Annotated in this window: 26 protein-coding genes and 2 other annotated features; of the genes, 25 read left to right on the top strand and 1 reads right to left on the bottom strand. The window is 49.8% G+C overall.

What is annotated here, in order from left to right; genetic code table 11:
* Nucleotides 1-63: 63 nt before the first annotated feature.
* Entirely contained in the window at nt 64-459 is a 396-nt protein-coding gene (locus DEP07_RS00130; RefSeq protein WP_063231133.1) for a hypothetical protein, read from the bottom strand.
* A 287-nt stretch (nt 460-746) separates the two neighbouring features.
* On the opposite strand from DEP07_RS00130, the gene DEP07_RS00125 reads away from it, so the two are divergent.
* The 25 genes from DEP07_RS00125 (at nt 747) to tuf (ending at nt 26412) form a co-directional block, all read left to right on the top strand.
* Nucleotides 747-1835, top strand: coding sequence for a PIN/TRAM domain-containing protein (locus DEP07_RS00125; RefSeq protein ID WP_122966814.1), 1089 nt, complete (start codon nt 747-749; stop codon nt 1833-1835).
* Nucleotides 1836-1873: 38 nt separating this feature from the next.
* Nucleotides 1874-2560: a 2-C-methyl-D-erythritol 4-phosphate cytidylyltransferase gene (ispD, locus tag DEP07_RS00120; protein ID WP_287101950.1), complete on the top strand. Its 687-nt coding sequence runs from the start codon at nt 1874-1876 to the stop codon at nt 2558-2560.
* Nucleotides 2561-2563: 3 nt separating this feature from the next.
* A complete protein-coding gene (ispF, locus tag DEP07_RS00115; RefSeq protein WP_063231130.1) occupies nt 2564-3037 on the top strand; it encodes a 2-C-methyl-D-erythritol 2,4-cyclodiphosphate synthase in 474 nt (157 codons plus the stop codon).
* Nucleotides 3038-3119: 82 nt separating this feature from the next.
* Complete coding sequence (gene gltX, locus DEP07_RS00110) at nt 3120-4586, top strand: glutamate--tRNA ligase (RefSeq protein WP_242773178.1); 1467 nt, start codon at nt 3120-3122, stop codon at nt 4584-4586.
* A 25-nt stretch (nt 4587-4611) separates the two neighbouring features.
* Nucleotides 4612-4873: a binding site (T-box leader), on the top strand.
* A gap of 88 nt (nt 4874-4961) precedes the next feature.
* A complete protein-coding gene (gene cysE / locus DEP07_RS00105; protein ID WP_063231128.1) occupies nt 4962-5627 on the top strand; it encodes a serine O-acetyltransferase in 666 nt (221 codons plus the stop codon).
* Entirely contained in the window at nt 5608-7014 is a 1407-nt protein-coding gene (gene cysS, locus DEP07_RS00100; RefSeq protein WP_173599890.1) for a cysteine--tRNA ligase, read from the top strand. The genes cysE and cysS overlap by 20 nt, the downstream gene beginning before the upstream one ends.
* A gap of 17 nt (nt 7015-7031) precedes the next feature.
* Complete coding sequence (locus tag DEP07_RS00095) at nt 7032-7433, top strand: Mini-ribonuclease 3 (RefSeq protein ID WP_063231126.1); 402 nt, start codon at nt 7032-7034, stop codon at nt 7431-7433.
* A 3-nt stretch (nt 7434-7436) separates the two neighbouring features.
* Entirely contained in the window at nt 7437-8192 is a 756-nt protein-coding gene (gene rlmB / locus DEP07_RS00090) for a 23S rRNA (guanosine(2251)-2'-O)-methyltransferase RlmB (RefSeq protein WP_063231125.1), read from the top strand.
* 1 nt (nt 8193) lies between these two features.
* Nucleotides 8194-8718, top strand: a complete 525-nt coding sequence (locus DEP07_RS00085) for an NYN domain-containing protein (protein ID WP_122966810.1) — start codon at nt 8194-8196, stop codon at nt 8716-8718.
* Between the two features lie 82 nt (nt 8719-8800).
* Nucleotides 8801-9451 (top strand): RNA polymerase sporulation sigma factor SigH, encoded by a 651-nt coding sequence (sigH, locus tag DEP07_RS00080; protein WP_005828894.1) that lies wholly within the window; start codon nt 8801-8803, stop codon nt 9449-9451.
* A 293-nt stretch (nt 9452-9744) separates the two neighbouring features.
* Nucleotides 9745-9894 carry a 50S ribosomal protein L33 gene (gene rpmG, locus DEP07_RS00075; protein ID WP_003392018.1) on the top strand — a complete coding sequence of 50 codons (150 nt, stop codon included), beginning with the start codon at nt 9745-9747 and terminating at the stop codon, nt 9892-9894.
* Nucleotides 9894-10142 carry a preprotein translocase subunit SecE gene (secE, locus tag DEP07_RS00070; protein WP_063231123.1) on the top strand — a complete coding sequence of 83 codons (249 nt, stop codon included), beginning with the start codon at nt 9894-9896 and terminating at the stop codon, nt 10140-10142. The genes rpmG and secE overlap by 1 nt, the downstream gene beginning before the upstream one ends.
* 45 nt (nt 10143-10187) lie before the next feature.
* On the top strand, nt 10188-10724 hold the full coding sequence (gene nusG / locus DEP07_RS00065; RefSeq protein ID WP_063231122.1) for a transcription termination/antitermination protein NusG: 537 nt from the start codon (nt 10188-10190) through the stop codon (nt 10722-10724).
* Nucleotides 10725-10907: 183 nt separating this feature from the next.
* The gene (rplK, locus tag DEP07_RS00060; protein WP_005828886.1) at nt 10908-11333 is read left to right on the top strand and encodes a 50S ribosomal protein L11; all 426 of its coding nucleotides are present in this window, start codon (nt 10908-10910) and stop codon (nt 11331-11333) included.
* 90 nt (nt 11334-11423) lie between these two features.
* Complete coding sequence (gene rplA, locus DEP07_RS00055; RefSeq protein ID WP_122966809.1) at nt 11424-12107, top strand: 50S ribosomal protein L1; 684 nt, start codon at nt 11424-11426, stop codon at nt 12105-12107.
* Between the two features lie 42 nt (nt 12108-12149).
* Nucleotides 12150-12314 (top strand) — a sequence feature (ribosomal protein L10 leader region).
* 24 nt (nt 12315-12338) lie between these two features.
* Nucleotides 12339-12854, top strand: coding sequence for a 50S ribosomal protein L10 (gene rplJ / locus DEP07_RS00050; protein ID WP_063231120.1), 516 nt, complete (start codon nt 12339-12341; stop codon nt 12852-12854).
* Between the two features lie 55 nt (nt 12855-12909).
* Nucleotides 12910-13272: a 50S ribosomal protein L7/L12 gene (gene rplL / locus DEP07_RS00045; protein ID WP_063231119.1), complete on the top strand. Its 363-nt coding sequence runs from the start codon at nt 12910-12912 to the stop codon at nt 13270-13272.
* Between the two features lie 98 nt (nt 13273-13370).
* Complete coding sequence (locus tag DEP07_RS00040) at nt 13371-13967, top strand: class I SAM-dependent methyltransferase (RefSeq protein ID WP_122966808.1); 597 nt, start codon at nt 13371-13373, stop codon at nt 13965-13967.
* A 307-nt stretch (nt 13968-14274) separates the two neighbouring features.
* The gene (gene rpoB / locus DEP07_RS00035) at nt 14275-17814 is read left to right on the top strand and encodes a DNA-directed RNA polymerase subunit beta (RefSeq protein WP_122966807.1); all 3540 of its coding nucleotides are present in this window, start codon (nt 14275-14277) and stop codon (nt 17812-17814) included.
* Between the two features lie 29 nt (nt 17815-17843).
* Nucleotides 17844-21470: a DNA-directed RNA polymerase subunit beta' gene (rpoC, locus tag DEP07_RS00030; RefSeq protein ID WP_063231116.1), complete on the top strand. Its 3627-nt coding sequence runs from the start codon at nt 17844-17846 to the stop codon at nt 21468-21470.
* A 138-nt stretch (nt 21471-21608) separates the two neighbouring features.
* Entirely contained in the window at nt 21609-21863 is a 255-nt protein-coding gene (locus DEP07_RS00025; protein WP_122966806.1) for a 50S ribosomal protein L7ae-like protein, read from the top strand.
* Nucleotides 21864-21983: 120 nt separating this feature from the next.
* On the top strand, nt 21984-22427 hold the full coding sequence (gene rpsL, locus DEP07_RS00020; protein WP_005828873.1) for a 30S ribosomal protein S12: 444 nt from the start codon (nt 21984-21986) through the stop codon (nt 22425-22427).
* A 54-nt stretch (nt 22428-22481) separates the two neighbouring features.
* Nucleotides 22482-22952, top strand: coding sequence for a 30S ribosomal protein S7 (rpsG, locus tag DEP07_RS00015; RefSeq protein WP_063231114.1), 471 nt, complete (start codon nt 22482-22484; stop codon nt 22950-22952).
* A gap of 71 nt (nt 22953-23023) precedes the next feature.
* The gene (fusA, locus tag DEP07_RS00010; RefSeq protein WP_063231113.1) at nt 23024-25102 is read left to right on the top strand and encodes an elongation factor G; all 2079 of its coding nucleotides are present in this window, start codon (nt 23024-23026) and stop codon (nt 25100-25102) included.
* A 119-nt stretch (nt 25103-25221) separates the two neighbouring features.
* Nucleotides 25222-26412, top strand: a complete 1191-nt coding sequence (tuf, locus tag DEP07_RS00005) for an elongation factor Tu (RefSeq protein WP_122966804.1) — start codon at nt 25222-25224, stop codon at nt 26410-26412.
* Nucleotides 26413-26476: the final 64 nt, after the last annotated feature.

Raw genomic sequence — 26476 nt, 5'->3', positions numbered from 1 at the left:
GTCGCCCCCTCCTACTCGATTATGCAACTTTTCGTAGGGTTCATTCGTAATACGAGTGTGGGGTTAAGAAAGATTGAACACGCCCAGGGTATTCAGCCGGTTTGCCTCTTTTTGCAGGACGTCTTCCAGCTTGATGTCTGTGATGTTGCACAAGGCGGTCAGGTAAAAAAGATTTTTGCCAAGCTCTGCTGTGACTACATCGCGACAATGCTCGCATAGTGGGCCGTTAAAGTGAGTGTCCAGGTGGGACTTGTTCTCCTCCAGGTTTTTGCTGGAATCGTAACTTTGCTTTTTGGCTACCACTTCAACACAACCGCATTCGGTGATGGCTTTGGTCAGGGAGCGATTGATGCGAGATGCCGTCTCCTGAACTTTGGACATGACGTCCAGTACGCTTCGATGTCGGATCAAAAGCTCTGATACTTGCGTTTGAAAGTCGTCTACATTTCGTTTGTCCATATCAATTCACCTCTGCTTTAGGCTGATCGTATCGTCACAATTTTCGCTCATTGTGTTACTGCCATTATAAGAAGGGAGTCTGGTCGCTGTCAATTTGCCCGAGAAGGAAACAGGTGTTTGAGGTTGACGGGAAAATGACAACTATGTTAAAATTTTTGGCTATTTGACATGGTAAAATCATTTTTGCTATAGTGAGGGAAAGCGACAATGAAGCAATTTCGCTATTTGGAAAGTTACAGGGTTTTACTCAAAGGCTTCTGTCTATATTAATAAAAGGAGGTGAAGGCATGGTACGCCGCATAGGAAAAATCTTTTTTGTCTTGGTTGGCGGTGGCTTGGGCTACCAATACGGTGCCGAACTGTTTTCGCTGCTTAACCCGCTTTTGAATTTTGGAGTAGTTGGTGGAGCGCAATATATTGGGGCGGTACTTGGTGCCATTCTGTTCTTCTTTTTAGCTAATTGGCTTTTGGACTACGTCTTGAAAGTAGTTCGCTGGGGAGAAGAGACTCTCGTCAAAATGCCGATTGTTGACGTGATGTTCGGAGCGATGGGGTTGATTAGTGGTCTTATTGTTGCCTTTTTATTATTCCTGCCCATCAGTAAAATTCCGTTTCCGGTAATAGGTGATCTGTTGCCGCTGGTTGTTTCCGGGTTGCTTGGCTATCTGGGCTTTCAGGTAGGATTTCGCAAGCGGGACGAGATTATGTCGGTTTTCTCGATTGGACGCAAGGATAAGAAAAAGGAACAGGCTGCAACAGCAACAAATGTCGAGCACAAAATTTTGGACACGAGCGTCATTATTGACGGACGCATTGCAGATATTTGCCGTACGGGCTTTTTGGAGGGCGTACTGGTCATTCCGGGCTTTGTCCTGGAGGAACTGCAACACATTGCCGATTCTTCTGATGTACTGAAACGAAATCGCGGCCGTCGAGGCTTGGATATTCTCAACAAGATTCAGAAGGAAATGAAGGTCAAGGTTCAAATCTGGGAAGGCGACTTTGAAGAAGTATCCGAAGTGGACAGCAAGCTGATCAAGCTGGCGAAGGTCATGAACGGCAAAGTTGTCACCAACGATTTCAACCTGAACAAAGTATGCGAATTGCAAGGCGTGGCTGTATTGAACATCAACGATTTGGCGAATGCCGTGAAGCCTGTCGTCTTGCCAGGGGAAGAAATGAACGTGCAGGTCATCAAGGATGGAAAAGAGCACGGTCAGGGCGTCGCGTATCTCGATGACGGCACGATGATCGTCGTGGAAGGCGGACGCGAATACATTGGCAACGACGTGGATGTACTGGTCACCAGTGTACTGCAAACGTCTGCGGGACGAATGATTTTCGCGAAGCCGAAGCTCTTGGAAAGAGCACTGTAAGAAGAGACGAGAAGCACAAGACGGGAGAGAATGAAAAAGTGAGTACGGGTGTCGTGATCGTTGCTGCCGGTTCGGGGAAAAGAATGGGCGGCCACCGGAACAAACTATGGTTGCCGCTTGCCGGAGAACCGATTTTGGCTCACACAGTTCGCCTTTTCGCCTCGCATCAGGACATCGACCAGATCGTACTGGTAGTGAGCGAGCCGGACTACGCTGACGTGCTGGCCTTGCTCAAGGCCGAAAACTTGCCAGTAACGGTCGCCTTGGGCGGCAATGAGCGGCAGGACAGCGTCAGAAACGGTTTGGCTGCCTTGGCAACCTCCTGTACCTACGTGCTTGTTCACGATGCGGCACGGCCATTCGTTACCAAGCAGCAGATCAGTGACATGATCAGACAGGTGCAGCGCGATCAGGCTACGATCATGGCTGTACCTGTAAAAGATACGATAAAAGTGGTGGGGGCATCAGGCTTTGTGGAAGATACCCCGGCACGGGAAAGCTTGTGGGCGGTTCAAACCCCACAAGCTTTTCGTATGTCTTTGCTGCAAGAAGCGCATGAGGCAGCCAAAAAGGCGGGCAAGCTCGGTACGGATGATGCCATGCTGGTCGAATGGCTCGGCCATCCGGTTTCAGTCATGCAGGGAAGCTATGAGAATATCAAGATCACTACGCCGGATGACTTGTGGCTGGGTGAAGAGATTATGCGAAAGCGAAAGGGAGAGTAATTCATGCGTATTGGACAAGGATTTGACGTGCATCAACTGGTAGAAGGCCGTCCGTGCATTATCGGCGGCATCACCATTCCGTACGAAAAGGGGCTGCTCGGCCATTCTGACGCCGATGTGCTGCTTCACGCGATCAGTGACGCGATTCTCGGTGCGATTGGCGAAGGCGATATCGGCCGCCATTTCCCTGATACAGATCCTGCGTTCAAAGGAGCGGACAGTGTCGTGTTGCTTGAGCATGTGTGGAAGCTGGCAAAAGAGCGCGGCTATCGCCTGGGCAACGTCGATGCGACTATCATCGCGCAAGCTCCCAAAATGGCACCTTACATACCGCAAATGTGCGAAGTCATCGCCCGTGTACTGGAGGCAGAAGATGCTTCCCAGGTTAACGTGAAGGCGACAACATCGGAAAAGCTCGGTTTTACAGGCAGAGGAGAAGGAATCGCGGCCCAGGCTGTATGCTTGCTTGTCAAGTAAAGGGGCAAGGTGTAACATAAAGCCTTAGAAACGTATTCATGAAAGATCATAGCCTTTTACATTCACAAGGATGGTGCTATCAATGGCGAAAGAAATCCGCACGCGTTATGCGCCGAGTCCTACGGGGCATTTGCACATCGGCGGTGCGCGCACAGCGCTTTTTAACTATCTGTTTGCCAAACATCACGGCGGTTCGTTTATTGTCCGGATCGAGGATACAGACCAAACGCGCAATAAAGAAAATGCCGATGAAGAGCAAATGAAAAACTTGAAGTGGCTCGGAGTCGAATGGGAAGAAGGCACGGATGTGGGCGGCCCTTATGGCCCGTACCGCCAAACCGAGAGATTGGATATTTACCGCCAATATATCGATCAACTGCTTGCGGAAGGCAAGGCTTACTACTGTTACGCGACGAAGGAAGAGCTGGATGCAGAGCGCGAAGAGCAACTGGCGCGCGGGGAGACTCCGCGGATTTTGGAGAAGCATCGCCATGTGACGGAAGAACAGCGCGCGCAGTATGAAGCGGAAGGCCGCGTGCCGTCCATTCATTTCCTTGTGCCGGACAACCGCGAATACGTAGTAAACGACCTGATCCGCGGACAGGTGACATTCAACTCGAACGAAATGGGAGACTTCGTCATCTGTCGTCCTGACGGAATCCCTACCTATAACTTCGCTGTCGTAATCGACGACTACCTGATGAAAATCAGCCACGTCATTCGCGGCGAAGAGCATTTGTCCAACACGCCTCGACAACTGATGATCTACGAAGCTTTCGGTTGGGAAGCTCCTGACTTTGCTCACTTGGCGCTGATTCTCAATCAGGACGGCAAGAAGATGTCCAAGCGTGATGAGAGCATTTTGCAGTTCATCGAGCAATATCGCGATCTCGGCTTCTTGCCGGAGGCGATTGTGAACTTCCTCGTCCTGTTGGGCTGGTCGCCAGGCGGCGAAGAGGAAATTTTCCTCATCGATGATTTGGTCAAGCTGTTCTCCATGGAGCGCGTGAGCAAGTCGCCGGCTGTATTCGACGCAACCAAAATGAACTGGATGAACAACTACTACCTGAAGCGTCAACCGCTCGATCTGATTACAGATATGTGCGTGCCGCACCTGCAAAAAGCGGGCTTCATCGAAGAGACGCTGTCTGACGCCAAACGGGAATGGGTACGCAGCATTGTCGCCCTGTACCAGGAGCAAATGTCCTACTGTGCACAAATCGTTCCGCTGGCTGCTCTTTTCTTCCTGGACGAAGTGGTGTACGATGAAGAAGCGACAATGGTGCTGAAAGAACCGCAGCTTCCGGAAGTCCTCGCTTCTTTTGTGAAACACCTGTCAGCCCAAGATGCATATAATGTGGATGTCATCAAAGCGGCGTTGAAGGAAGTGCAAAAGGAAACAGGCCACAAAGGAAAGGCGCTGTTCATGCCTGTACGCGTTGGCACAACAGGTCAGGCGCATGGCCGCGATTTGGCTGAGACTTTATTCCTGCTCGGACGTGACAAAGTATTGGCGCGCGCGCAGCGTGTGATTGAAAACGGAAAATAGCCTGTAACAAGGCACATGATATAAAACGAATGCGACGATCAGGAGAAGTACGTCAGGTTACACGTTTACAGAGAGGATGGTGGGGTGAGAACCATCCAGCGTGCCCTGTTCGGAAATGCGCCTGTGAGCAGTGAGCTGAACATGTCGGACTCTTCGGACGACACCAGTAGGTGACATCGGTTCCCGCCGTTATCGGGATGTAGAGCGAGATCGTTTGTCTGGCCGTTTTTAGCCAGAGGCCACAGCGATCTAAGCAGAGTGGAACCGCGGTATAACCCGTCTCTGTCCCTTCGTGTTGATGAAGGGGTAGGGACGTTTTTTATTTTTCCGACCTTAGATCTAGCAGAAAATCCAGGCAGGAGGTGCCACCCAACTATGTTCGCACAGATGAAAGATGACATTCAGGCTGTATTTGAAAGAGACCCGGCAGCACGCAGTGCATTGGAAGTTGTCATGACCTATTCAGGTTTGCACGCCATTTGGGGGCACCGGATTGCTCACAAGCTCTGGAAGGCCGAGTGGTGTACACTCGCGCGGATTGTTTCGCAGGTCGCTCGCTTTTTCACAGGGATCGAAATTCACCCAGGCGCACGCATTGGCCGCGGATTGTTTATCGATCACGGTATGGGCGTGGTCATCGGGGAAACATGCGAAATCGGCGACAATGTTACGATCTACCAAGGTGTCACGCTCGGAGGAACCGGCAAGGAAAAAGGCAAGCGCCATCCCACCATCGGCAACGATGTGATTATCGCGACGGGTGCAAAAGTTTTGGGGTCTTTCAAAATTGGCGATAATTCAAAGATAGGGGCTGGCGCAGTCGTTTTGCAGGAAGTGCCACCCAATTCGACCGTAGTAGGAATCAAGGCGCGCATCGTCATTCAGGATGGCAAACGCGTCAAACACGATCTGGACCACGTCAACATGCCTGACCCGGTTGCAGACACGATTCGTCTCATGCAAAAGGAAATTGATCATTTGCGCAAAGAATTGGATCTTTTGAGGGAGGATAAAAAGAACCATGGGCATTCAGCTGACTAACACAATGACACGCCGAAAGGAACCGTTCGTTCCTTTGGAGCCGGGCAAGGTGAAAATGTACGTGTGCGGCCCGACCGTGTACAATTACATTCACATCGGAAATGCTCGTCCGGCTATTGTTTTCGACACGCTTCGCCGTTATTTGAAGTATCGCGGTTATGAAGTGACTTTTGTACAAAATATCACGGATGTGGACGACAAGCTGATTCGGGTGGCGAACGAGGAAGGAACGACCGTCAAGGAAGTGGCTGACCGTTACACAGATGGATACAACCAAGACCTCGGCACATTGAATGTTCTGCCGCCTGACATTCAGCCGCGCGTGATGCAAACGATCCCGGAAATCATTTCGTTTGTCGAAGGGCTGATCGAAAAAGGCTATGCGTACGAGAGTGAGGGAGACGTGTACTTCCGCACCGGACGTTTTCAGGAATACGGAAAACTTTCTCACCAGCCGCTGGACGATTTGCAGGCAGGCGCTCGCGTCGAGATCAACGAGAAAAAGGAACATCCGCTCGACTTCGTGCTCTGGAAAGCTGCCAAGCCAGGAGAAGTTACGTGGAGCAGCCCGTGGGGCGACGGCAGACCAGGCTGGCACATCGAATGCTCGGCTATGGCGCTGAAGTTCTTGGGCGAGGAAATTGACATCCACGCTGGTGGAACCGATCTTGTGTTCCCGCACCATGAAAATGAGATTGCCCAATCCGAATGCTTTACCGGAAAAGTGTTTGCCCGCTACTGGCTGCACAACGGGATGCTCAACATCGACAACGAAAAAATGTCCAAATCCCTCGGCAATTTTTTGCTTGCCCGCGATCTGGTAGGGAAGTTCGGAGGCCAGCTGATCCGCTTTTTCATGCTCCAGGGGCACTACCGCAACCCGATCAATTTCAGCTACGAATTGCTTGAACAAGCGGCGAACGGCCTTGATCGCATCAAAACAGCGTATACAAACCTTTCCCACCGTCTGGATACGGCAAGGGAAGAAGAGCCGAACGGACAATCCGGGGAGCAGGCGCGTATCATTTCGGAATTGCGGGATCGGTTCATTGCCGAAATGGACGACGACATCAATACAGCGAACGCGATCACTGTCGTTTTCGACGTGGTGAAGGAAGCGAACCTGTACTTGCGCCATCAAAATGTAGGGGCGGCCGAGGTGCGCGCTTACATGGAGCTGATCGTGGAGTTGACAGAGGTTCTTGGGCTGATCGTTGCAGAAGAGCAAGAGCTGTTGGACAGCGAGATTGACGCATTGATCGCAGAGCGCACAGAGGCGCGCAAAGCGAAAAACTTTGCTCGTTCTGACGAAATTCGCGATTTGCTCGCGGCAAAAGGAATCGTGCTTGAGGACACGCCACAAGGTGTTCGCTGGCGCCGAAAATAAGGGGCCGAAGAAACAAGATGCAAAAAGAAGAATTGACCCGAGATCCCAACCTGACAAATCCACTCGTGCTCGCCTTTCTGGGCGATGCTACCTATGCGCATTGCGTGCGGTACCATCTAATCGCCAAGGGGCTGGTTAAACCTAACCAGCTCCACAAGGCGGCCAATCGTTACGTGTCAGCCAAGGCACAGGCCAATGTGCTACTTACGCTGATGCCGACATTGCCGGAGGATGAGTTGAATGTGGTGAAGCGGGGACGGAATGCGAAGTCTGGTTCTACCGCCAAAAATGCCGACATTATCGACTACCGGCATGCCACGGCCTTTGAAGCGCTGATTGGCTACTTGTATTTGTGCGGAAAAGAAGAGCGGATCGCAGAAATTGTGCAACAGGCGTTTGCTATTGTGGAAGGAGAGTAAGGCATGAGTGAAGAGTGGATTTTGGGGAAAAACCCCGTCATTGAAGCGCTGCGGTCCGGGCGCACTATCAATAAAATCTGGGTTGCGGAAGGGACCAACAAAAATCTGATGGCACCCGTTTTTGCTTTGGCAAAAGAGAACGGGGTCATCGTGACGACAGCCAACCGCAAAAAGTTGGATCAGCTCGTATCGACGGACAACCACCAGGGAGTTGTGGCATCGGTAGCTGCTTATGATTATGTGGAAGTGGACGATATTTTGAAACGGGCAGAGGAAAAAGGCGAGCAGCCGTTTATTTTGCTGCTGGACGAGCTGGAGGACCCGCATAACCTCGGCTCGATCATGCGTACGGCGGATGCTGTGGGAGCGCATGGAGTAGTCATTCCGAAGCGCAGATCGGTCAGCCTGACCGCAACAGTGGCAAAAGCTTCTGCCGGAGCAATCAATTACGTGCCGGTTGCGCGCGTCACCAATCTCGTGCGCACGATGGAGGAATTGAAAGAACGGGGAGTCTGGATTGCAGGAACAGACGCGAGTGCCAAGCAGGACTTCCGCCAGGGCGATTACACGATGCCGCTCGCAATCGTCATCGGCAGCGAAGGAAAAGGGATGAGTCGCCTCGTACGGGAAAACTGTGATTTCCTTTACAGCCTTCCGATGGCGGGAAATGTGACCTCTCTGAACGCTTCTGTAGCTGCTGCTTTGTTGATGTATGAAGTATATCGCTCCAGGAGTCCACTTCCGACGCGGGTGAAGTAAAATGGCAAAAAGAAAAGCCAAGCAGCTGTTGATCGTAGACGGCTACAATATCATCGGTGCCTGGCCAGAGCTGCGCGTTTTGAAGGATCAGGAACGGATGGCTGAGGCGCGCGATCTGTTAATCTCCCAAATGGCAGAGTACCAAAGCTATACCGGGACAAAAGTGATTATCGTGTTCGACGCGTACAACGTCCCGGGTATCGGTCGGCAGATGGAAGACTTTCTGGTTGAAATTTATTTCACGAAGAAAAAGGAGACGGCTGACGAGAAAATTGAACAGCTTGTCTCCGAATTTAACCAAAAAAATCGACAAATTTATGTAGCGACTTCTGACTACACATCCCAACGTGTTATTTTTGGACAGGGAGCCTTGCGCAAATCCGCGAGGGAGTTATTGCTGGACATGGAAAACGCAGGCAAGGAAATCAAGCAACAGGTTCAAAAAACGCATGAAGAACGCTTCTCCAAACGGGTTGTGCTGAATGACGAAATAGCGAAAATATTCGAAAAATGGAGAAGGGAATAACTTGGATTCGGTTGACGCTTTTTTATGGCATCATGTATAATAGCGTCATCTATGGAGAAACCGGTTGGCGGAGGGATCATTTGTGAGCGTTGACCTCAAGGAGTTAAAACATGCCCAATATGAACTAATGACCGACGAAGAAGTAGTCGACCTGGTTCGCGATAATGATGCCGAAGCTCTGGAGTATTTGATCAACAAATACAAGAACTTTGTGCGTGCCAAAGCGAGATCCTATTTTCTTATTGGGGCTGACCGCGAAGACATTGTACAAGAAGGCATGATTGGTCTGTACAAGTCCATTCGCGACTTCAGAGGCGACAAGCTCACGTCGTTCAAGGCATTTGCCGAGCTTTGCATTACCCGTCAAATCATCACGGCGATCAAAACGGCGACCAGGCAGAAGCACATTCCGCTCAATTCGTACGTTTCGCTGGACAAGCCTATTTACGACGAGGATTCTGACCGTACGCTGCTTGATGTGATTTCCGGAACCAAAGTAACCGATCCCGAAGAGCTGTTCATCAATCGCGAAGAGTTTGATGACATCGAAGGGAAAATGAGTGAAATTTTAAGTGATTTGGAGCGGCAGGTGCTGATGCTCTATTTGGATGGACGATCCTATCAGCAAATTGCCGTTGAGCTAAAGCGCCATGTCAAATCTATCGATAATGCGTTGCAACGCGTCAAGCGCAAGCTGGAGCGCTATCTGGAAGGCAGAGAGATTCATCTGTAAAACAGGGAATCTCTTTTTGTTTTTTCGCGTCATTTGGGCCAAAAAGCTTTGTACATAACGAGACTTCGGGTGAATATGGAAGCAAAAGCCCTTCTTTTTGTCAAGTCATTTTGTTTGACATGGGTATTTCGGTATGATAAATTTATTTAGGTAGCCATAGACTCTTATCTCTCTGTTCTATGGTTACTTTGATGAATGAAATGGTCAGGAAAAAGTAGCGGTTTTCCCGTACTATTTGTCATTGAGTACATTTAACGAATAGCAGGTTTGAAATGAGATGGAGGTGGCAATAAATGCGAGTAAACATCACGTTGGCGTGCACCGAGTGTGGCGAGCGTAACTATATCTCCACAAAAAACAAGCGAACCACTACTGAACGTGTTGAGCTGAAAAAGTATTGCTCCCGTGACAAGAAGCAAACCCTTCATCGCGAGACGAAGTAATGGTTGATGCGACGAAGTCAGGGGGTGGCAAAGTGGGTTTTTTAGCACGAATCGGAGCCAGTTTTCGCCGTACCGGTGATTTCTTTGGCGACGTAATGTCCGAACTAAAGAAAGTCCGTTGGCCGAACCGCAAGGAATTGACCACGTATACGCTGGTTGTTCTCATTACGGTTGTGCTTCTGGCAATATTCTTCTTCGTCGTTGATTTGGGAATCTCGCGCTTGATCGATTTGATTCTAGGAAAGTAATTTTGCAAGTCTTAGGAGGGACGGACGGTTAACGTCCTGGTGGATATGGAAAAAGCATGGTATGTCGTTCATACGTACTCAGGTTACGAAAACAAGGTTAAGACGAACCTGGAGAAGCGCGTCGAGTCGATGGGCATGGAAGACAAGATCTTTCGCGTTCTCGTTCCCACTGAGGAAGAAGTGGAGACTAAGGATGGCAAAAAGCGCACCGTCACGAAAAAGGTTTTTCCTGGATACGTCCTTGTTGAAATGGTGATGACGGACGACTCTTGGTATGTCGTGCGAAACACTCCTGGGGTTACCGGCTTTGTCGGATCCACGGGCGCTGGCTCCAAGCCGACAGCGCTGCGTCCTGAAGAGGCCGATACGATTCTCAAGCAAATGGGGATCGAAATTCCCAAGATCAGAGTCGATTTTGCTCTCCGCGATATGGTGCGCGTCACAGATGGTCCATTTTCTAATCGCACCGGGGAGATTATCGAGATTTACCCGGACAGACAGAAGGTTCGCGTATTGGTGGACATCTTCGGTCGCGAAACACCGGTGGAGCTAGACTTTACACAAGTTCAAAAATTGGATTAGGATTCAACTTGAAAAGTATCGCGCTATGTGGTACATTTCATTTTGTTTTAACAATCCCACAACAATATCTGGGGTTTCTTGCACTCTCACTATAGATCGAAAGTCTTTTACGAGACTTTCTTAATAAGGTGGGAGGGGGCATTCCCCCGTAATAACCACATGTGAAGTAAGGAGGTGTCTTACGTGGCTAAGAAGGTTATCCGCGTAATTAAATTACAAATCCCAGCAGGTAAAGCGAATCCTGCACCTCCAGTAGGTCCGGCTCTCGGTCAAGCTGGTGTAAACATCATGGGGTTCTGTAAAGAATTCAATGCACGTACAGAAAGCGAAGTTGGCATGATCATTCCGGTGGAAATCACCGTGTTTGAAGACCGCTCTTTCACTTTTATTACAAAAACTCCTCCAGCTGCAGTTCTGTTGAAGAAAGCTGCTGGTATCGAGTCCGGATCCGGCGTACCGAACAAAACAAAAGTTGCTACGCTGAAACGTGATAAAGTTCGCGAAATCGCTGAACTGAAACGTCCTGACCTGAATGCTGCATCCGTGGAAGCGGCTATGCGCATGGTGGAAGGTACTGCACGTTCCATGGGTATCGTAATCGAAGACTAATTGTCTTGAGTGCAAGGGGGCACAGACGTTGTGCCCCCCTGTCTGTGGGAGGATTAACCGCTACGACCACATTGAAGGGAGATTTAAATCATGGCAAAAAAAGGTAAGAAATATCAAGAGGCTGTAAAGCTCGTTGATAAAAACAAAGTATACGAAGTAGTTGAAGGCATTGAGCTGGTTAAAAAAGCAGCTACTGCTAAATTCGACGAAACAGTTGAAGCAGCATTCCGTTTGGGTGTAGACCCTAAACGTGCTGACCAACAAATCCGTGGCGCTGTAGTATTGCCACACGGTACTGGTAAAGTACAACGCGTTCTCGTATTCGCTAAAGGCGAAAAAGCAAAAGAAGCAGAAGCTGCTGGCGCTGACTTCGTAGGCGATGCAGACATGATCGCGAAAATTCAAGGTGGCTGGTTCGACTTTGACGTCGTAGTAGCTACTCCTGACATGATGGGTGAAGTAGGTAAATTGGGTCGTGTACTCGGTCCAAAAGGCCTGATGCCAAACCCTAAAACCGGAACTGTTACTTTCGACGTAACAAAAGCGGTTAACGAAATCAAAGCAGGTAAAATTGAGTATCGCGTAGACAAAGCAGGTAACATCCACGCTCCTATCGGAAAAGCATCCTTCGATGCTGATAAGCTGGCTGAGAACCTGGCAGCTCTGACTGAAGCACTGAACCGTGCGAAACCAGCTGCGGCTAAAGGCGTTTACATGAAAAATGTAACCCTGAGCTCCACTATGGGCCCTGGCGTACGCGTAGCTGTAAAATAATGACACTTGACTTCCTTTTGGGAAGTTGTTAAGATAGTCCCTGTTGATGAAAAGAATATGCCGTAGACAGAAGGTGCGGTACTTGCGAGAGTAACGCTTAATATCCCTCCGAGGCGTGTAATGTACGAAAGAGGAAACATTGATTTCCTTTGACGATAGAGCATTATGCCCTCGTGATGTCTGCGAGGGCATTCTTCATTTTCTAGGATTAGAGCACGGGAGGTGTAAACAATGGCAGAAATTCGTCCAACCGTTATTCGTGAAGAGAAAGTACAAGCGATCAACGAAATCGCAGCCAAGCTCCGCGAGAGCCAAACCACAGTGGTGGCTGACTACCGCGGTCTGACTGTAGCCCAAGTTACCGAGCTCCGCAAACAACTGCGTGAAGCTGGTGTTGAGTTCCAGGTGTTGAAAAACTCCCTGACTCGTCTGGCTACTGAAAAAGAAAGCTTGACTGAACTGGATCAATATCTGACTGGCCCGAACGCTTTGGCGTTCTCCAAAGACGATATCATCGCTCCAGCGAAAGTTATTGCTGAATTCGCGAAGAAAAACGACAAGCTGGAAATCAAGGGTGGCGTGATTGAGGGCAAAGTAGTTGGTGCTGAACAAATTCATGCACTGGCAACTCTTCCTTCCCGCGAAGGTCTCTTGTCCATGCTTCTCTCCGTCCTGCAAGCTCCAATGCGCAACGTTGCACTGGCAGTCAAAGCAGTGGCCGAGCAAAAAGAAGGTCAAGGCGCTTAATCGTCTGATCGGCTGATGTTTCAATAAAACTATCCATTGAATGGAGGATTTCAAAATGTCTAAAGAGCAAATCTTGGAAGCCATCAAAGGCATGTCCGTTCTCGAATTGAACGACTTGGTAAAAGCAATTGAAGAAGAATTCGGTGTAACTGCTGCTGCTCCTGTAGCTGTAGTTGCTGGTGGCGCTGCTGAAGCTGCTGCTGAGCAAACTGAGTTCACTGTAAACCTGGTAAGCGGCGGAGCTTCCAAAATCAACGTTATTAAAGTTGTTCGCGAGCTGACTGGTCTGGGTCTGAAAGAAGCAAAAGACCTGGTAGACAACGCTCCAAAAACACTCAAAGAGGGCGTTTCCAAAGACGAAGCAGAAGCTCTCAAAGCAAAACTCGAAGAAGCTGGCGCACAAGTAGAAGTGAAGTAAGTTAGCTTTCTTTAGAAATTCCCCTTGCCTGCGGCAGGGGGTTTTTCTGTAAGAGGACGGCGAGTTTTTTTCAATCGATGAGGAAGGGTGAATCACACGTGGGAGATCACTATTACACCAGTCAACCGGGAACGGCGCATGACGAACAGCAATTTTCGTTTGTGCTTCGCGGGAGGGAGCTTCGCTTCACCACTGACGCCGGTGTTTTTTCCCGGGACCGGATTGATTTTGGCAGTGTATTGCTCATCGAAAACATGGAGATCGGCAGTCACGCTCGGGTTTTGGATGTGGGGTGCGGCTACGGGCCGATTGGCTTGACGGCTGCCACGCTGGCTGACCAGGGAAAAGTGACGATGATCGATGTGAACGAGCGTGCGGTTGACCTGGCTCGTCGGAATGCCGAAAGAAACGGAATCAAAAATATCGAAGTGCGGGTCAGTGATGTTTACAGTGCCGTGCAAGGTGAGCAGTACGACGTCATTTTGACCAATCCGCCGATTCGGGCGGGCAAAGAAATTGTACATCGCATTTTTACTGAAGGACATGAGCTGCTCGTTGAAGGTGGAGAGATGTGGGTAGTCATTCAGAAAAAGCAAGGCGCCCCGTCTGCATTGAAAAAGCTGCAAGAAACCTACCGTGAAGTGATAGAAGTGGATCGGGAAAAGGGCTACTCCATTTTTCGCGCAATCAAATAGTCAAGCGACAATCATTAGAAAACTTTTCTTGACGTGAATATTTGATTGTGGTAGCATTATAAAATGTCAATATGGGATAAATGTCTATTTTTCAGTAATTCCCTGTTTGTCAAGCGTTTCTACTTTTTTCCTGAAAGAGGAATGTTTGTGTAAAAACATGGGAATTCTTTTAAAATAGAGTTTCTCTGGGTTAAAAATGGTTGATGCTGCTTTAACCCATTTTTATTTTAAGGTGTTCGCCTGCAATTGCAAGATTGCCGAATGCCAAGTTTCTATGTGTGAAAACACAACCTGAGGGGTGAATAAGTTGGCAGGTAAAGTGATTCAAAGTGGCCGACACCGCCAGCGTCGTACGTATTCACGTATTAACGAAGTGCTGGGCCTTCCAAATCTCATCGAGATTCAGCAAAAGTCCTACCAATGGTTCCTTGATGAGGGGCTCCGTGAGATGTTCCAAGACATTTCGCCAATCCAGGACTTCACTGGCAATCTCGTGCTGGAGTTTATCGACTACAGCTTGGGAGAGCCAAAGTACGATGTTGACGAGTCGAAAGAACGTGACGTCACCTATGCGGCGCCTCTGCGTGTGAAGGTACGTTTGTTGAACAAAGAGACGGGAGAAGTGAAGGAACAAGAAGTCTTCATGGGGGATTTCCCGCTCATGACCGAAACGGGAACCTTCATTATTAATGGTGCTGAGCGCGTAATCGTCAGCCAGCTTGTTCGTTCCCCCAGTGTATATTACAACACCAAAGTGGACAAAAACGGCAAGCAGACGTTTACAGCTACGGTAATCCCGAACCGGGGTGCGTGGCTGGAGCTGGAGACCGATGCGAAAGACGTAATTTATGTCCGCATCGACCGTACGCGAAAAATCCCGGTAACGGTTCTTTTGCGTGCACTGGGCTTCGGTTCCGACATCGAGATTCTCAACTTGCTGGGTGAAGATGAGTACATCAAGAACACGCTGGAAAAAGACAACACCGACTCTACGGAAAAAGCGCTGATCGAGATTTACGAGCGCCTTCGTCCGGGTGAGCCGCCAACAGTCGAAAACGCGAAGAGCCTCTTGATCTCTCGTTTCTTCGATCCAAAACGTTACGACCTGGCTTCTGTAGGTCGCTACAAGATGAACAAAAAGCTTCATCTGAAAAACCGTCTGTACAACCAGCGTTTGGCTGAAACATTGGTAGATACCAAAACCGGCGAAATTTTTGCCGAGGCGGGACAAATGATTGACCGCCGCGTACTGGATCGCATTGTGCCTGCGTTGGAAACCAACATTGGTTTCCTTGATGTTCGTACGCATGGCGGCGTTTTGGAAGAAGAGACGATTCATCTGCAATCCATTAATATTTTCTCTCCGATTGAAGATGGCAAGATCATCAAAGTCATCGGAAACGGAAATGTGGATAAATCCTTCAAGCATATTACGCCGGCGGATATCGTTTCGGCGATCAACTATTTCATGAACCTGCTTCATGGCGTTGGTTCCACTGACGATATTGACCACTTGGGCAACCGTCGTCTCCGTTCCGTGGGTGAGCTTTTGCAGAACCAGTTCCGTATCGGTTTGTCCCGTATGGAGCGCGTGGTTCGCGAGCGTATGTCCATTCAGGATCAGAACCAAATCACGCCGCAGGCTCTGATTAACATCCGTCCTGTTATTGCGTCGCTGAAAGAGTTCTTCGGAAGCTCCCAGCTGTCTCAGTTTATGGACCAAACCAACCCATTGGCTGAGCTGACGCACAAACGCCGTCTGTCCGCTCTCGGACCTGGTGGTTTGACGCGTGAGCGCGCGGGCTTTGAAGTGCGCGACGTTCACCACTCTCACTACGGCCGTATGTGTCCAATTGAGACGCCAGAGGGACCAAACATCGGTTTGATCAACTCCCTGTCGTCCTTTGCGCGCATTAACGACTACGGCTTCATTGAAACGCCACGCCGCAAGGTAGACCCGGAAACAGGCTTTGTGTTGAGGGACATCGTCTATCTGACTGCGGATGAAGAGGATGTTTTCAACGTGGCGCAGGCGAACCAGCCTCTCGATGATGATGGACGCTTCGTGAACGACATGGTTATCTGCCGTCGTAAAGGCGAGATCTTGAGCGTGCCTCGCGACAAGGTAGACTTCATGGACGTATCGCCTAAGCAAGTTGTATCCGTTGCGACGGCGCTCATTCCGTTCCTTGAGAACGATGACGCGAACCGCGCGCTGATGGGTTCAAACATGCAGCGGCAGGCCGTTCCGCTTTTGATTCCACAAGCACCGTTCGTCGGTACGGGTATGGAGCACAAAGCAGCGCAAGACTCCGGTGTGGCGATCGTTGCCAAGCATCCGGGTCAAGTTGAGCGTGTAACGGCTCGCGAAATCTGGATTCGCCGCTATAAAGAAATCGACGGCAAGAAAGTTGCTGGCGATATCGACAAATACAAAATGCACAAGTTCATCCGTTCCAACCAGGGAACCTGCATCAACCAGCGTCCGATCGTAAGCCGCGGAGACTGGATTGAAAAAGGCGACATCATTGGTGACGGTCCTTCCACCGAAAAAGGTGAATTGGCATTGGGTCGTAACGTAATCGTTGCGTTTATGACGTGGGAAGGTTACAACTACGAGGATGCGATTCTCCTGAGTGAGAAGCTTGTGAAGGATGACGTTTATACGTCGATCCATATTGAAGAATACGAGTCCGAAGCTCGCGACACCAAGCTGGGCCCAGAAGAGATCACCCGCGATATTCCAAACGTCGGGGAAGACGCTCTGAAAAACCTGGATGAGCGCGGTATTATCCGCGTCGGCGCTGAGATTCAAGACGGCGACATTCTCGTTGGTAAAGTAACGCCAAAAGGGGTTACCGAGCTGACTGCGGAAGAACGCCTCTTGCACGCCATTTTCGGGGAAAAAGCCCGTGAAGTTCGCGATACATCCCTGCGCGTACCGCATGGTGGTTCCGGTATTATCGTAGACGTGAAAGTATTTACGCGTGAGAACGGCGACGAGCTGCCTCCAGGCGTGAATCAACTGGTTCGTGTCTACATCGCCCAAAAACGGAAAATCTCCGTGGGTGACAAGATGGCCGGACGACATGGTAACAAAGGGGTTATTGCCCGGATCATGCCAGAAGAGGATATGCCATTCCTCCCAGACGGCTCTCCTGTTGAAATCGTACTGAACCCGTTGGGCGTACCTTCCCGTATGAACATCGGTCAGGTATTGGAGACTCACTTGGGTATGGCAGCGAAGCTTCTCGGCATCCATGTGGCGACACCTGTATTCGACGGTGCCCGTCAGGCAGAAGTATTCGAGACTTTGGAAGAGGCTGGCCTCGACCGTGATGGTAAAACCATCTTGTACGATGGACGTACAGGTGAACCGTTCGATCGTCGTGTAACGGTCGGATGCGTATACATGCTGAAACTGGCTCACTTGGTAGATGACAAGATTCACGCCCGTTCTACCGGTCCATACTCTCTCGTTACTCAACAGCCATTGGGTGGTAAAGCTCAATTCGGCGGACAGCGTTTCGGGGAGATGGAGGTTTGGGCATTGGAAGCTTACGGTGCAGCCTACACCTTGCAGGAAATTCTCACCGTCAAGTCGGATGACGTCGTGGGTCGCGTGAAGACGTACGAAGCGATTGTCAAAGGTGAAAACGTGCCAGAGCCAGGTGTTCCTGAATCGTTCAAGGTTCTGATCAAGGAACTGCAAAGCTTGGGTATGGACGTGAAAATCCTGTCCGGCGACGAGCAGGAGATTGAAATGCGTGAAATGGAAGATGAGGATGAAGGCAACGGTGAAAAACTGAACCTCGTTCTCGAAGGTGGAAGCTTGAACGACGAGTAAGATTCCGGTACAAAGGGAGGTAACGCCCTGTGATAGACGTGAACAACTTCGAATATATGAAGATCGGCTTGGCTTCCCCCGATAAGATCCGTTCGTGGTCTTTCGGGGAAGTGAAAAAGCCAGAGACGATCAACTACCGCACACTGAAACCGGAAAAAGACGGCTTGTTCTGCGAACGCATCTTTGGACCGACCAAAGACTGGGAGTGCCATTGCGGTAAGTACAAGCGTGTACGTTATAAAGGTGTAGTGTGCGACCGTTGCGGCGTGGAAGTGACCCGCGCCAAAGTACGGCGTGAGCGCATGGGGCATATTGAACTGGCTGCCCCAGTTTCTCACATCTGGTATTTCAAAGGGATTCCAAGCCGCATGGGCTTGGTGCTCGACATGTCCCCGCGTTCCCTGGAAGAAGTTATTTACTTCGCTTCTTATGTAGTAACTGATCCAGGTGATACACCACTCGATAAAAAGCAGCTGCTCTCGGAAAAAGAGTACCGCAACTATCGTGAGAAGTACGGCCACTCTTTCCAAGCGATGATGGGAGCTGAGGCGATCAAACGCCTGCTCGCGGAAATCGATCTGGACAAAGATGTGGAAACGTTGAAAGAAGACCTGAAAACAGCACAAGGCCAACGTCGCAACCGTGCGATCAAACGTCTGGAAGTGCTTGAGGCATTCCGCAACTCCGGAAACCACCCGGATTGGATGGTTCTGGACGTACTGCCGGTAATCCCGCCAGAGCTTCGCCCAATGGTTCAACTCGATGGTGGACGTTTTGCCACTTCCGACTTGAATGACCTGTACCGTCGCGTAATCAACCGGAATAACCGTCTGAAGCGCCTGCTTGAACTGGGTGCTCCTGACATTATCGTACAAAACGAAAAACGGATGCTGCAGGAAGCAGTAGACGCACTTATCGACAACGGTCGTCGCGGCCGTCCGGTAACTGGACCAGGTAACCGTCCGCTGAAATCTCTCAGCCACATGCTGAAAGGTAAACAAGGACGTTTCCGCCAAAACTTGCTCGGTAAGCGCGTTGACTACTCCGGTCGTTCCGTTATCGTTGTAGGACCTAATCTGAAGATGTACCAGTGCGGTTTGCCAAAAGAAATGGCATTGGAACTCTTCAAACCGTTCGTGATGAAAGAGCTCGTTTCCAAAGGACTCGCTCATAACATCAAGAGCGCCAAACGCAAGGTAGAGCGCGTTCAGCCTGAAGTATGGGACGTTCTCGAAGACGTGATTCGCGAGCATCCGGTGCTTCTGAACCGTGCCCCCACCTTGCACCGTCTGGGTATCCAGGCTTTCGAACCAGTATTGGTTGAAGGCCGTGCGATCCGTTTGCACCCGCTCGTTTGTACAGCGTACAACGCCGACTTCGACGGTGACCAAATGGCGGTTCACGTTCCGTTGTCCGCAGAGGCGCAGGCAGAAGCCCGTATCCTCATGCTGGCAGCGCAAAACATCTTGAACCCGAAAGACGGTAAACCAGTAGTAACGCCATCCCAGGACATGGTGCTTGGTTCTTACTATCTGACACTGGAACGTGAAGGCGACAAAGGCGAGGGTACGATCTATCGCGATCCTCATGATGCGATCGCTGCTTACCAGCAAGGCTTCATCAGCTTGCATACGCGCATCGTTTTGCCAGCGAGACGCCTGAACAAAACCAGCTTTACTGAACGCCAACAGAACGCGCTCATCGTAACGACAGTAGGGAAAGTGATCTTCAACGAGATCTTCCCTCCAGATTTGCCGTTCATCAACGTTCCGACCAAATCGAACCTACAAAACATGGTTCCTGACGAATACTTTATTTTTGACAAAGGTACCAACGTAACCGAGTTTGTGCGCAACCTGCCAGATCCGGGTGCGGTGAAAAAAGGCTTCCTGGGAACGATCATTTCCGAGTGCTTCCGTCGCTTCGGCACGATGAAAACTTCCATGATTCTCGACAGAATCAAAGAGCTTGGCTTCACGTACTCCACTAAAGCGGGTATCACAATCGCGGTAGCGGACATTGCCGTACCTGGCAAGAAGAAAGACATCCTCGATGAAGCGGATCAAAAGGTTGCAACTGTCATGACGCAGTTCCGCCGTGGTCTGATTACTGAGGATGAGCGTTATGACCGCGTTATCTCCATCTGGTCCAAAGCCAAGGATGAGGTAACCGAGGTACTCATGAAGTCCATGGATAAGTTCAATGCGATCTTCATGATGGCGAACTCCGGTGCCCGCGGTAACGTATCCCAGATCACTCAGCTCGCTGGTATGCGCGGTCTGATGGCGAACCCATCCGGTCGAATCATCGAGTTGCCGATCAAATCCAACTTCCGTGAAGGTCTGACTGTATTGGAGTACTTTATCTCCACGCACGGTGCGCGGAAAGGTCTCGCCGATACGGCGCTGCGTACTGCGGACTCGGGTTACTTGACCCGTCGTCTCGTAGACGTTGCCCAAGACGTGATCGTCCGCGAAAAAGATTGCGGTACAGATAAAGGTATTCGTGTTACAGCGATCAAGGATGGCCGTGAAGAAATCGAGAAGCTGTCTGACCGTCTGGTTGGACGTACATGCTTCGAGACACTCCGCCACCCGGAAACAAAAGAAGTCATCATCGGCCGCAACGAGGAAATTTCCGAAGAGGTTGCCGAGTATATCGAAAAAGTGGGCATCACAAGTGTCTACATCCGTAACGTACTTGCTTGCCGTACCAGCCATGGTGTCTGCAAACTTTGCTACGGACGCAACCTGGCAACAGGAGCCGAAGTGGAAGTTGGGGAAGCGGTTGGTATTATTGCCGCTCAGTCCATTGGTGAGCCGGGTACCCAGCTGACCATGCGTACCTTCCATACCGGTGGGGTTGCGGGAGACGATATTACCCAAGGTTTGCCGCGTATTCAAGAGTTGTTCGAAGCGCGCAATCCGAAAGGTCAAGCCGTTATTTCCGAAATCGACGGGGAAGTTGTCGACATTCGTGAAGGTAAAGACCGTCGTGAAATCGAAGTTCGCGGTGAAGCGGAAAACAAAGTGTACGCTGCTCCATACGGCTCGCGCATCAAAGTATCTGTTGGTGTCAAGCTGAGCGCTGGTGACGAGCTCACGGAAGGTTCCGTCGACCCGAAAGAAATGCTCAAAGTTCGCGGCATGCGCGGCGTTTCCAACTACATTTTGCAAGAGGTACAAAAAGTTTACCGCATGCAGGGTGTAGAAATTAACGACAAGCACGTTGAGGTTATGATCCGTCAGATGCTCCGCAAGCTGCGCGTCATCGACAGCGGAGATACAGACCTCTTGCCAGGCTCCTATGTGGAAGTTCCTGAGTTTGAGCAAGCGAACGCAAAAGTTCTCATCGAAGGCAAAAATCCAGCAGTGGGTCGTCCGGTTCTTTTGGGGATTACAAAAGCATCCCTGGAAACCGACTCCTTCCTGTCGGCGGCTTCCTTCCAGGAGACAACGCGCGTTCTCACAGACGCAGCGATCAAAGGAAAAGTGGATCGCCTGCTCGGTCTGAAAGAAAACGTGATTATCGGGAAACTTGTTCCGGCAGGTACCGGTATGTCTCGCTATCGCAATGTAAAAGTAGCAAGTCAGGTTGATTACGAAGCAGAACTCGAAGCTCTCAAAGCTGAGCAAGAAGCGGTTTCTGTAGAGTAATTGTGGGGGTGGCGTCCGCCAGATTTTGGCGGGCGCCTTCCTGAATAAAAAATATGAGTTGGGCGTTGACAACAGCGAACCCACCTGATATTATATTCAAGTGTGCCTGATATCTGTACTTTGGAGGATATGAGAATCATGTCTTATGAAAAAGTAGAGCGGGCCAAGGAGTTGACGATCGGTGTTAAGCAAACGATGAAAGCTGTAGAAAACCAGCAGGTTGAAGCAGTGTACATCGCGGTTGATGCTGATAGACGTTTGACCCAAAAAGTCGAGCTCCTTTGCAAAGAGAAGGGTGTTCCAGTCATTCATGTAGATTCCATGCGCCGTCTAGGCAAAGCGTGCGGAATTGAAGTGGGAGCGGCTACCGCTGCGATTAAGAAAAGTGGTTAACGATGTTTTTGTCTGTTGCGCGATGCGTAAAAGATGGACAAGAACTTTCTATTTGGCCTAAAAATGACTCACCTGGATCTGTGGTCTTGAAGATTGGGTATTAAGAAGGGAGGTAACATCATGCCTACAATTAACCAATTGGTGCGTAAAGGTCGCGAGGACAAGGTTGTGAAGTCTAAGTCCCCAGCTTTGCAAAAAGGGTACAACAGCTTCAAGAAAAGCCAAACCAACCAAAGCTCTCCTCAAAAACGTGGTGTTTGCACTCGTGTAGGTACCATGACTCCGAAAAAACCGAACTCCGCGTTGCGTAAATACGCTCGTGTGCGTTTGACAAACGGAATCGAGGTAACAGCTTACATCGGTGGTATTGGCCACAACCTGCAAGAGCATAGCGTCGTGCTGGTGCGCGGCGGTCGTGTAAAAGACTTGCCAGGGGTACGCTACCATATCGTTCGTGGTGCACTTGACACTGCTGGCGTAAACAACCGTAAACAAGGTCGTTCCAAATACGGTACAAAACGTCCAAAACCAGGTCAAGCAGCTGCAGCAGCGAAAAAGAAATAAGAAAAGCGCCTTTGAAGTGGCGTGAATTTATACCGAAAAGAAGGAGGGAATACGATGCCTCGTAAAGGTCCTGTAACCCGTCGTGACGTGTTGCCAGATCCTATTTACAACAGCAAGCTGGTTACTCGCTTGATTAACCGTCTGATGTTGGATGGCAAACGCGGTGTAGCGCAAAATATTCTCTACAACGCATTCACCATCATTCAGGAGCGCACAAGCCGCAACCCGATGGAAGTGTTTGAAGAAGCACTGAAAAACGTAATGCCTGTACTGGAAGTTAAAGCTCGCCGTGTAGGTGGTGCTAACTACCAAGTACCGATCGAAGTAAAACCGGAGCGCCGTACCACTCTTGGTCTGCGTTGGTTGGTTAACTACTCCCGTAACCGTGGAGAGAAAACCATGGAACAACGCCTGGCTAACGAGATCATGGACGCTGCTAACAACACCGGTGCAGCAGTTAAAAAGCGTGAAGACACGCACAAGATGGCTGAAGCGAACAAAGCGTTTGCTCACTATCGCTGGTAGGAAATTGAATCGGGTGTCCGTCTTGGATACCCGTTTATTCAAAAACTCGAGTATGGAAGGAGCATACCTGAATGGCTCGCGAGTTCTCTTTGCCGAATACGCGTAATATCGGTATCATGGCTCACATCGATGCTGGTAAAACGACAACGACTGAGCGTATTCTGTTCTACACCGGTCGCGTTCACAAAATTGGTGAGGTGCACGAAGGTGCAGCAACCATGGACTGGATGGAACAAGAGCAAGAGCGCGGTATCACCATCACTTCGGCTGCTACTACTGCTCAATGGGATGGCCATCGTATCAACATTATCGACACGCCAGGCCACGTAGACTTCACTGTAGAAGTTGAGCGCTCCCTGCGCGTTCTTGACGGTGCTGTAACCGTTTTTGACGCAAAAGGTGGCGTTGAGCCGCAAACCGAAACCGTATGGCGCCAAGCTGACCGCTACGGCGTACCGCGTATGTGCTACATCAACAAAATGGATATCTTGGGTGCTAACTTCGATATGTGCTTGGGACAGATCAAATCTCGTCTGGGTGCAAATCCTGTAGCAGTTCAATATCCAATCGGTGCTGAAGACCAATTCAAAGGTATGGTTGACCTGATCGAAATGAAGGCAATCATCTATACCGATGACCTGGGCAAAACTTCTGACGCTACCGAAATCCCAGCTGACCTGAAAGACAAATGCGAAGAGCTGCGTCTTGCACTGGTTGAAGCAGCTGCGGAACAAGACGAAGAGCTCATGATGAAGTACTTGGAAGGCGAAGAGCTGACCAACGACGAAATCCGCGCAGCTCTGCGTAAAGGTACAATTGAGTGCAAACTGACTCCTGTAATGTGCGGATCTTCTTACCGTAACAAAGGTGTTCAGCCTATGCTGGACAACGTTGTTCGTTATCTGCCATCTCCAGTAGACATTCCTGCAATCAAAGGTACTTTGCCTGACACTGAAGATGAAGTTGAACGTCCAGCTGACGACAACGGTCCGTTCTCTGCTCTTGCTTTCAAGATCATGACTGACCCGTATGTTGGCCGTCTGACTTTCTTCCGCGTTTACTCCGGCGTACTGAACTCCGGTTCTTACGTTCTGAACTCCACAAAAGGTAAACGTGAGCGTGTAGGTCGTATCCTGCAAATGCACGCAAACCACCGCGAAGAGATTCAAATCGTTTACTCCGGTGACATTGCTGCAGCTGTAGGTTTGAAAGATACAACAACTGGTGATACTCTGTGTGATGAAAAGGCTCCAGTAATCCTTGAGTCTATGGAGTTCCCAGAGCCAGTTATCTCTGTTGCGATCGAACCAAAATCCAAAGCAGACCAAGACAAGATGGGTATCGGCCTGTCCAAACTGGCTGAAGAGGATCCAACGTTCAGAACCCGCACAGACGAAGAGACTGGTCAAACGATCATCTCCGGTATGGGTGAGCTTCACCTGGAGATCATTGTTGACCGTCTGAAACGCGAATTTAAAGTCGAGTCGAACGTAGGTGCACCACAAGTAGCTTACCGTGAAACATTCCGGAAAGAAGCGAAAGTGGAAGGTAAATTCGTTCGCCAGTCCGGTGGTCGTGGTCAATACGGTCACGTTTGGGTGGAGTTCGCTCCTCTCGAACCAGGTCAAGGCTTCCAATTCGAAAACAAAATCGTCGGTGGTGTGGTACCGCGCGAATACATCCCTGCTGTACAAGCGGGTATCGAAGAAGCGATGAAAAATGGTGTTATCGCCGGCTTCCCGCTGGTTGATATCAAAGCTACTATCGTAGACGGTAGCTACCATGATGTCGACTCCTCCGAGATGGCATTTAAAGTAGCAGGTTCTCTCGCTCTGAAAGAAGCTGCGAAAAAATGTGGCGCTGTATTGCTCGAGCCAATCATGAAAGTAGAAGTTACAATGCCTGAAGAGTACATGGGCGACGTAATGGGTGACCTGAACTCCCGCCGCGGTCGTATCGAAGGTATGGAAGCTCGTGCAAATGCACAAGTAATCCGTGCAATGGTACCACTGTCCGAGATGTTCGGATACTCCACAGTTCTTCGTTCCCGTACCCAAGGCCGTGGCGTTTACTCCATGGTGATCGACCACTACGAAGAAGTACCTAAATTCATCGCTGAAGAAATCGTTAAGAAATCTAAAGGCGAATAATTTACGGTTCCGCTTTATCTTGAATCAGGAAAGGTTTACAATATTTAAGGTACAACCCTTGGTAGGGTAAACCTTTCTTACCTATAAAACCCTTATCATTTAAGGAGGCTTTAGCTCTCATGGCAAAAGAAAAATTTGAGCGTAATAAACCACACGTTAACATCGGTACTATTGGTCACGTTGACCACGGTAAAACTACCCTGACTGCTGCCATCACTACTGTATTGGCAACACAAGGTAAAGCAAAAGCAATGAACTATGCTGCGATTGACGCTGCTCCAGAAGAAAAAGAGCGCGGTATCACAATCAACACAGCACACGTTGAGTACGAAACTGACAACCGTCACTATGCACACGTTGACTGCCCTGGTCACGCGGACTATGTGAAAAACATGATTACTGGTGCTGCTCAAATGGACGGAGCTATCCTGGTTGTATCCGCAGCTGATGGCCCAATGCCACAAACTCGCGAGCACATCCTGCTCTCCAAACAAGTAGGCGTACCTTACATCGTAGTATTCATGAACAAATGCGACATGGTAGACGATGAAGAGTTGCTCGAACTGGTTGAAATGGAAATCCGTGACCTGCTGTCTCAATACGAGTTCCCAGGTGACGACACTCCAGTAATCAAAGGTTCTGCTAAAGAAGCTTTGGACAACCCAACTGGTGACTGGGCTAAGAAAATCGTTGAACTGATGGACGCTGTTGACAGCTACATCCCAACTCCTGAGCGCGCAACTGACAAGCCTTTCCTGATGCCAGTTGAGGACGTGTTCACAATCACTGGCCGTGGTACAGTTGCTACTGGTCGTGTAGAGCGCGGTATCGTTAAAGTTGGTGACCCAGTTGAGATCATCGGTCTGGCTGAAGAAACAAAAACTTCCACTGTAACTGGTGTTGAGATGTTCCGCAAATTGCTGGATCAAGCTCAAGCTGGTGACAACATCGGTGCTCTCTTGCGCGGTGTAGACCGTAAAGACATCGAGCGTGGACAATGCTTGGCGAAACCAGGTTCCGTTAAGCCTTACACCAAGTTCAAAGCAGAAGTTTACGTTCTGTCCAAAGAAGAGGGCGGACGTCACACTCCTTTCTTTGCTAACTACCGTCCACAATTCTACTTCCGTACAACTGACGTTACAGGTATCATCCAACTGCCAGAAGGCGTTGAAATGATCATGCCTGGCGACAACACTGAGTTCACCGTTGAACTGATCGCTCCAGTAGCGATGGAACAAGGTACTCGCTTCGCGATCCGCGAAGGTGGCCGTACAGTAGGCGCTGGCGTTGTAGCTTCTATCGACGCGTAGGATTTACTGATACGTACAAAAACCCGACAGCATATGTTGTCGGGTTTTTCTTTTTGGTGCGCCC

It is taken from the genome of Brevibacillus sp. (assembly GCF_003521185.1).
Taxonomy (GTDB): Bacteria; Bacillota; Bacilli; order Brevibacillales; family Brevibacillaceae; genus Brevibacillus; species Brevibacillus parabrevis.
The sequence above is the reverse complement of the archived record's forward strand: the minus strand, read 5'-3'. Positions and strand labels throughout refer to the sequence as shown.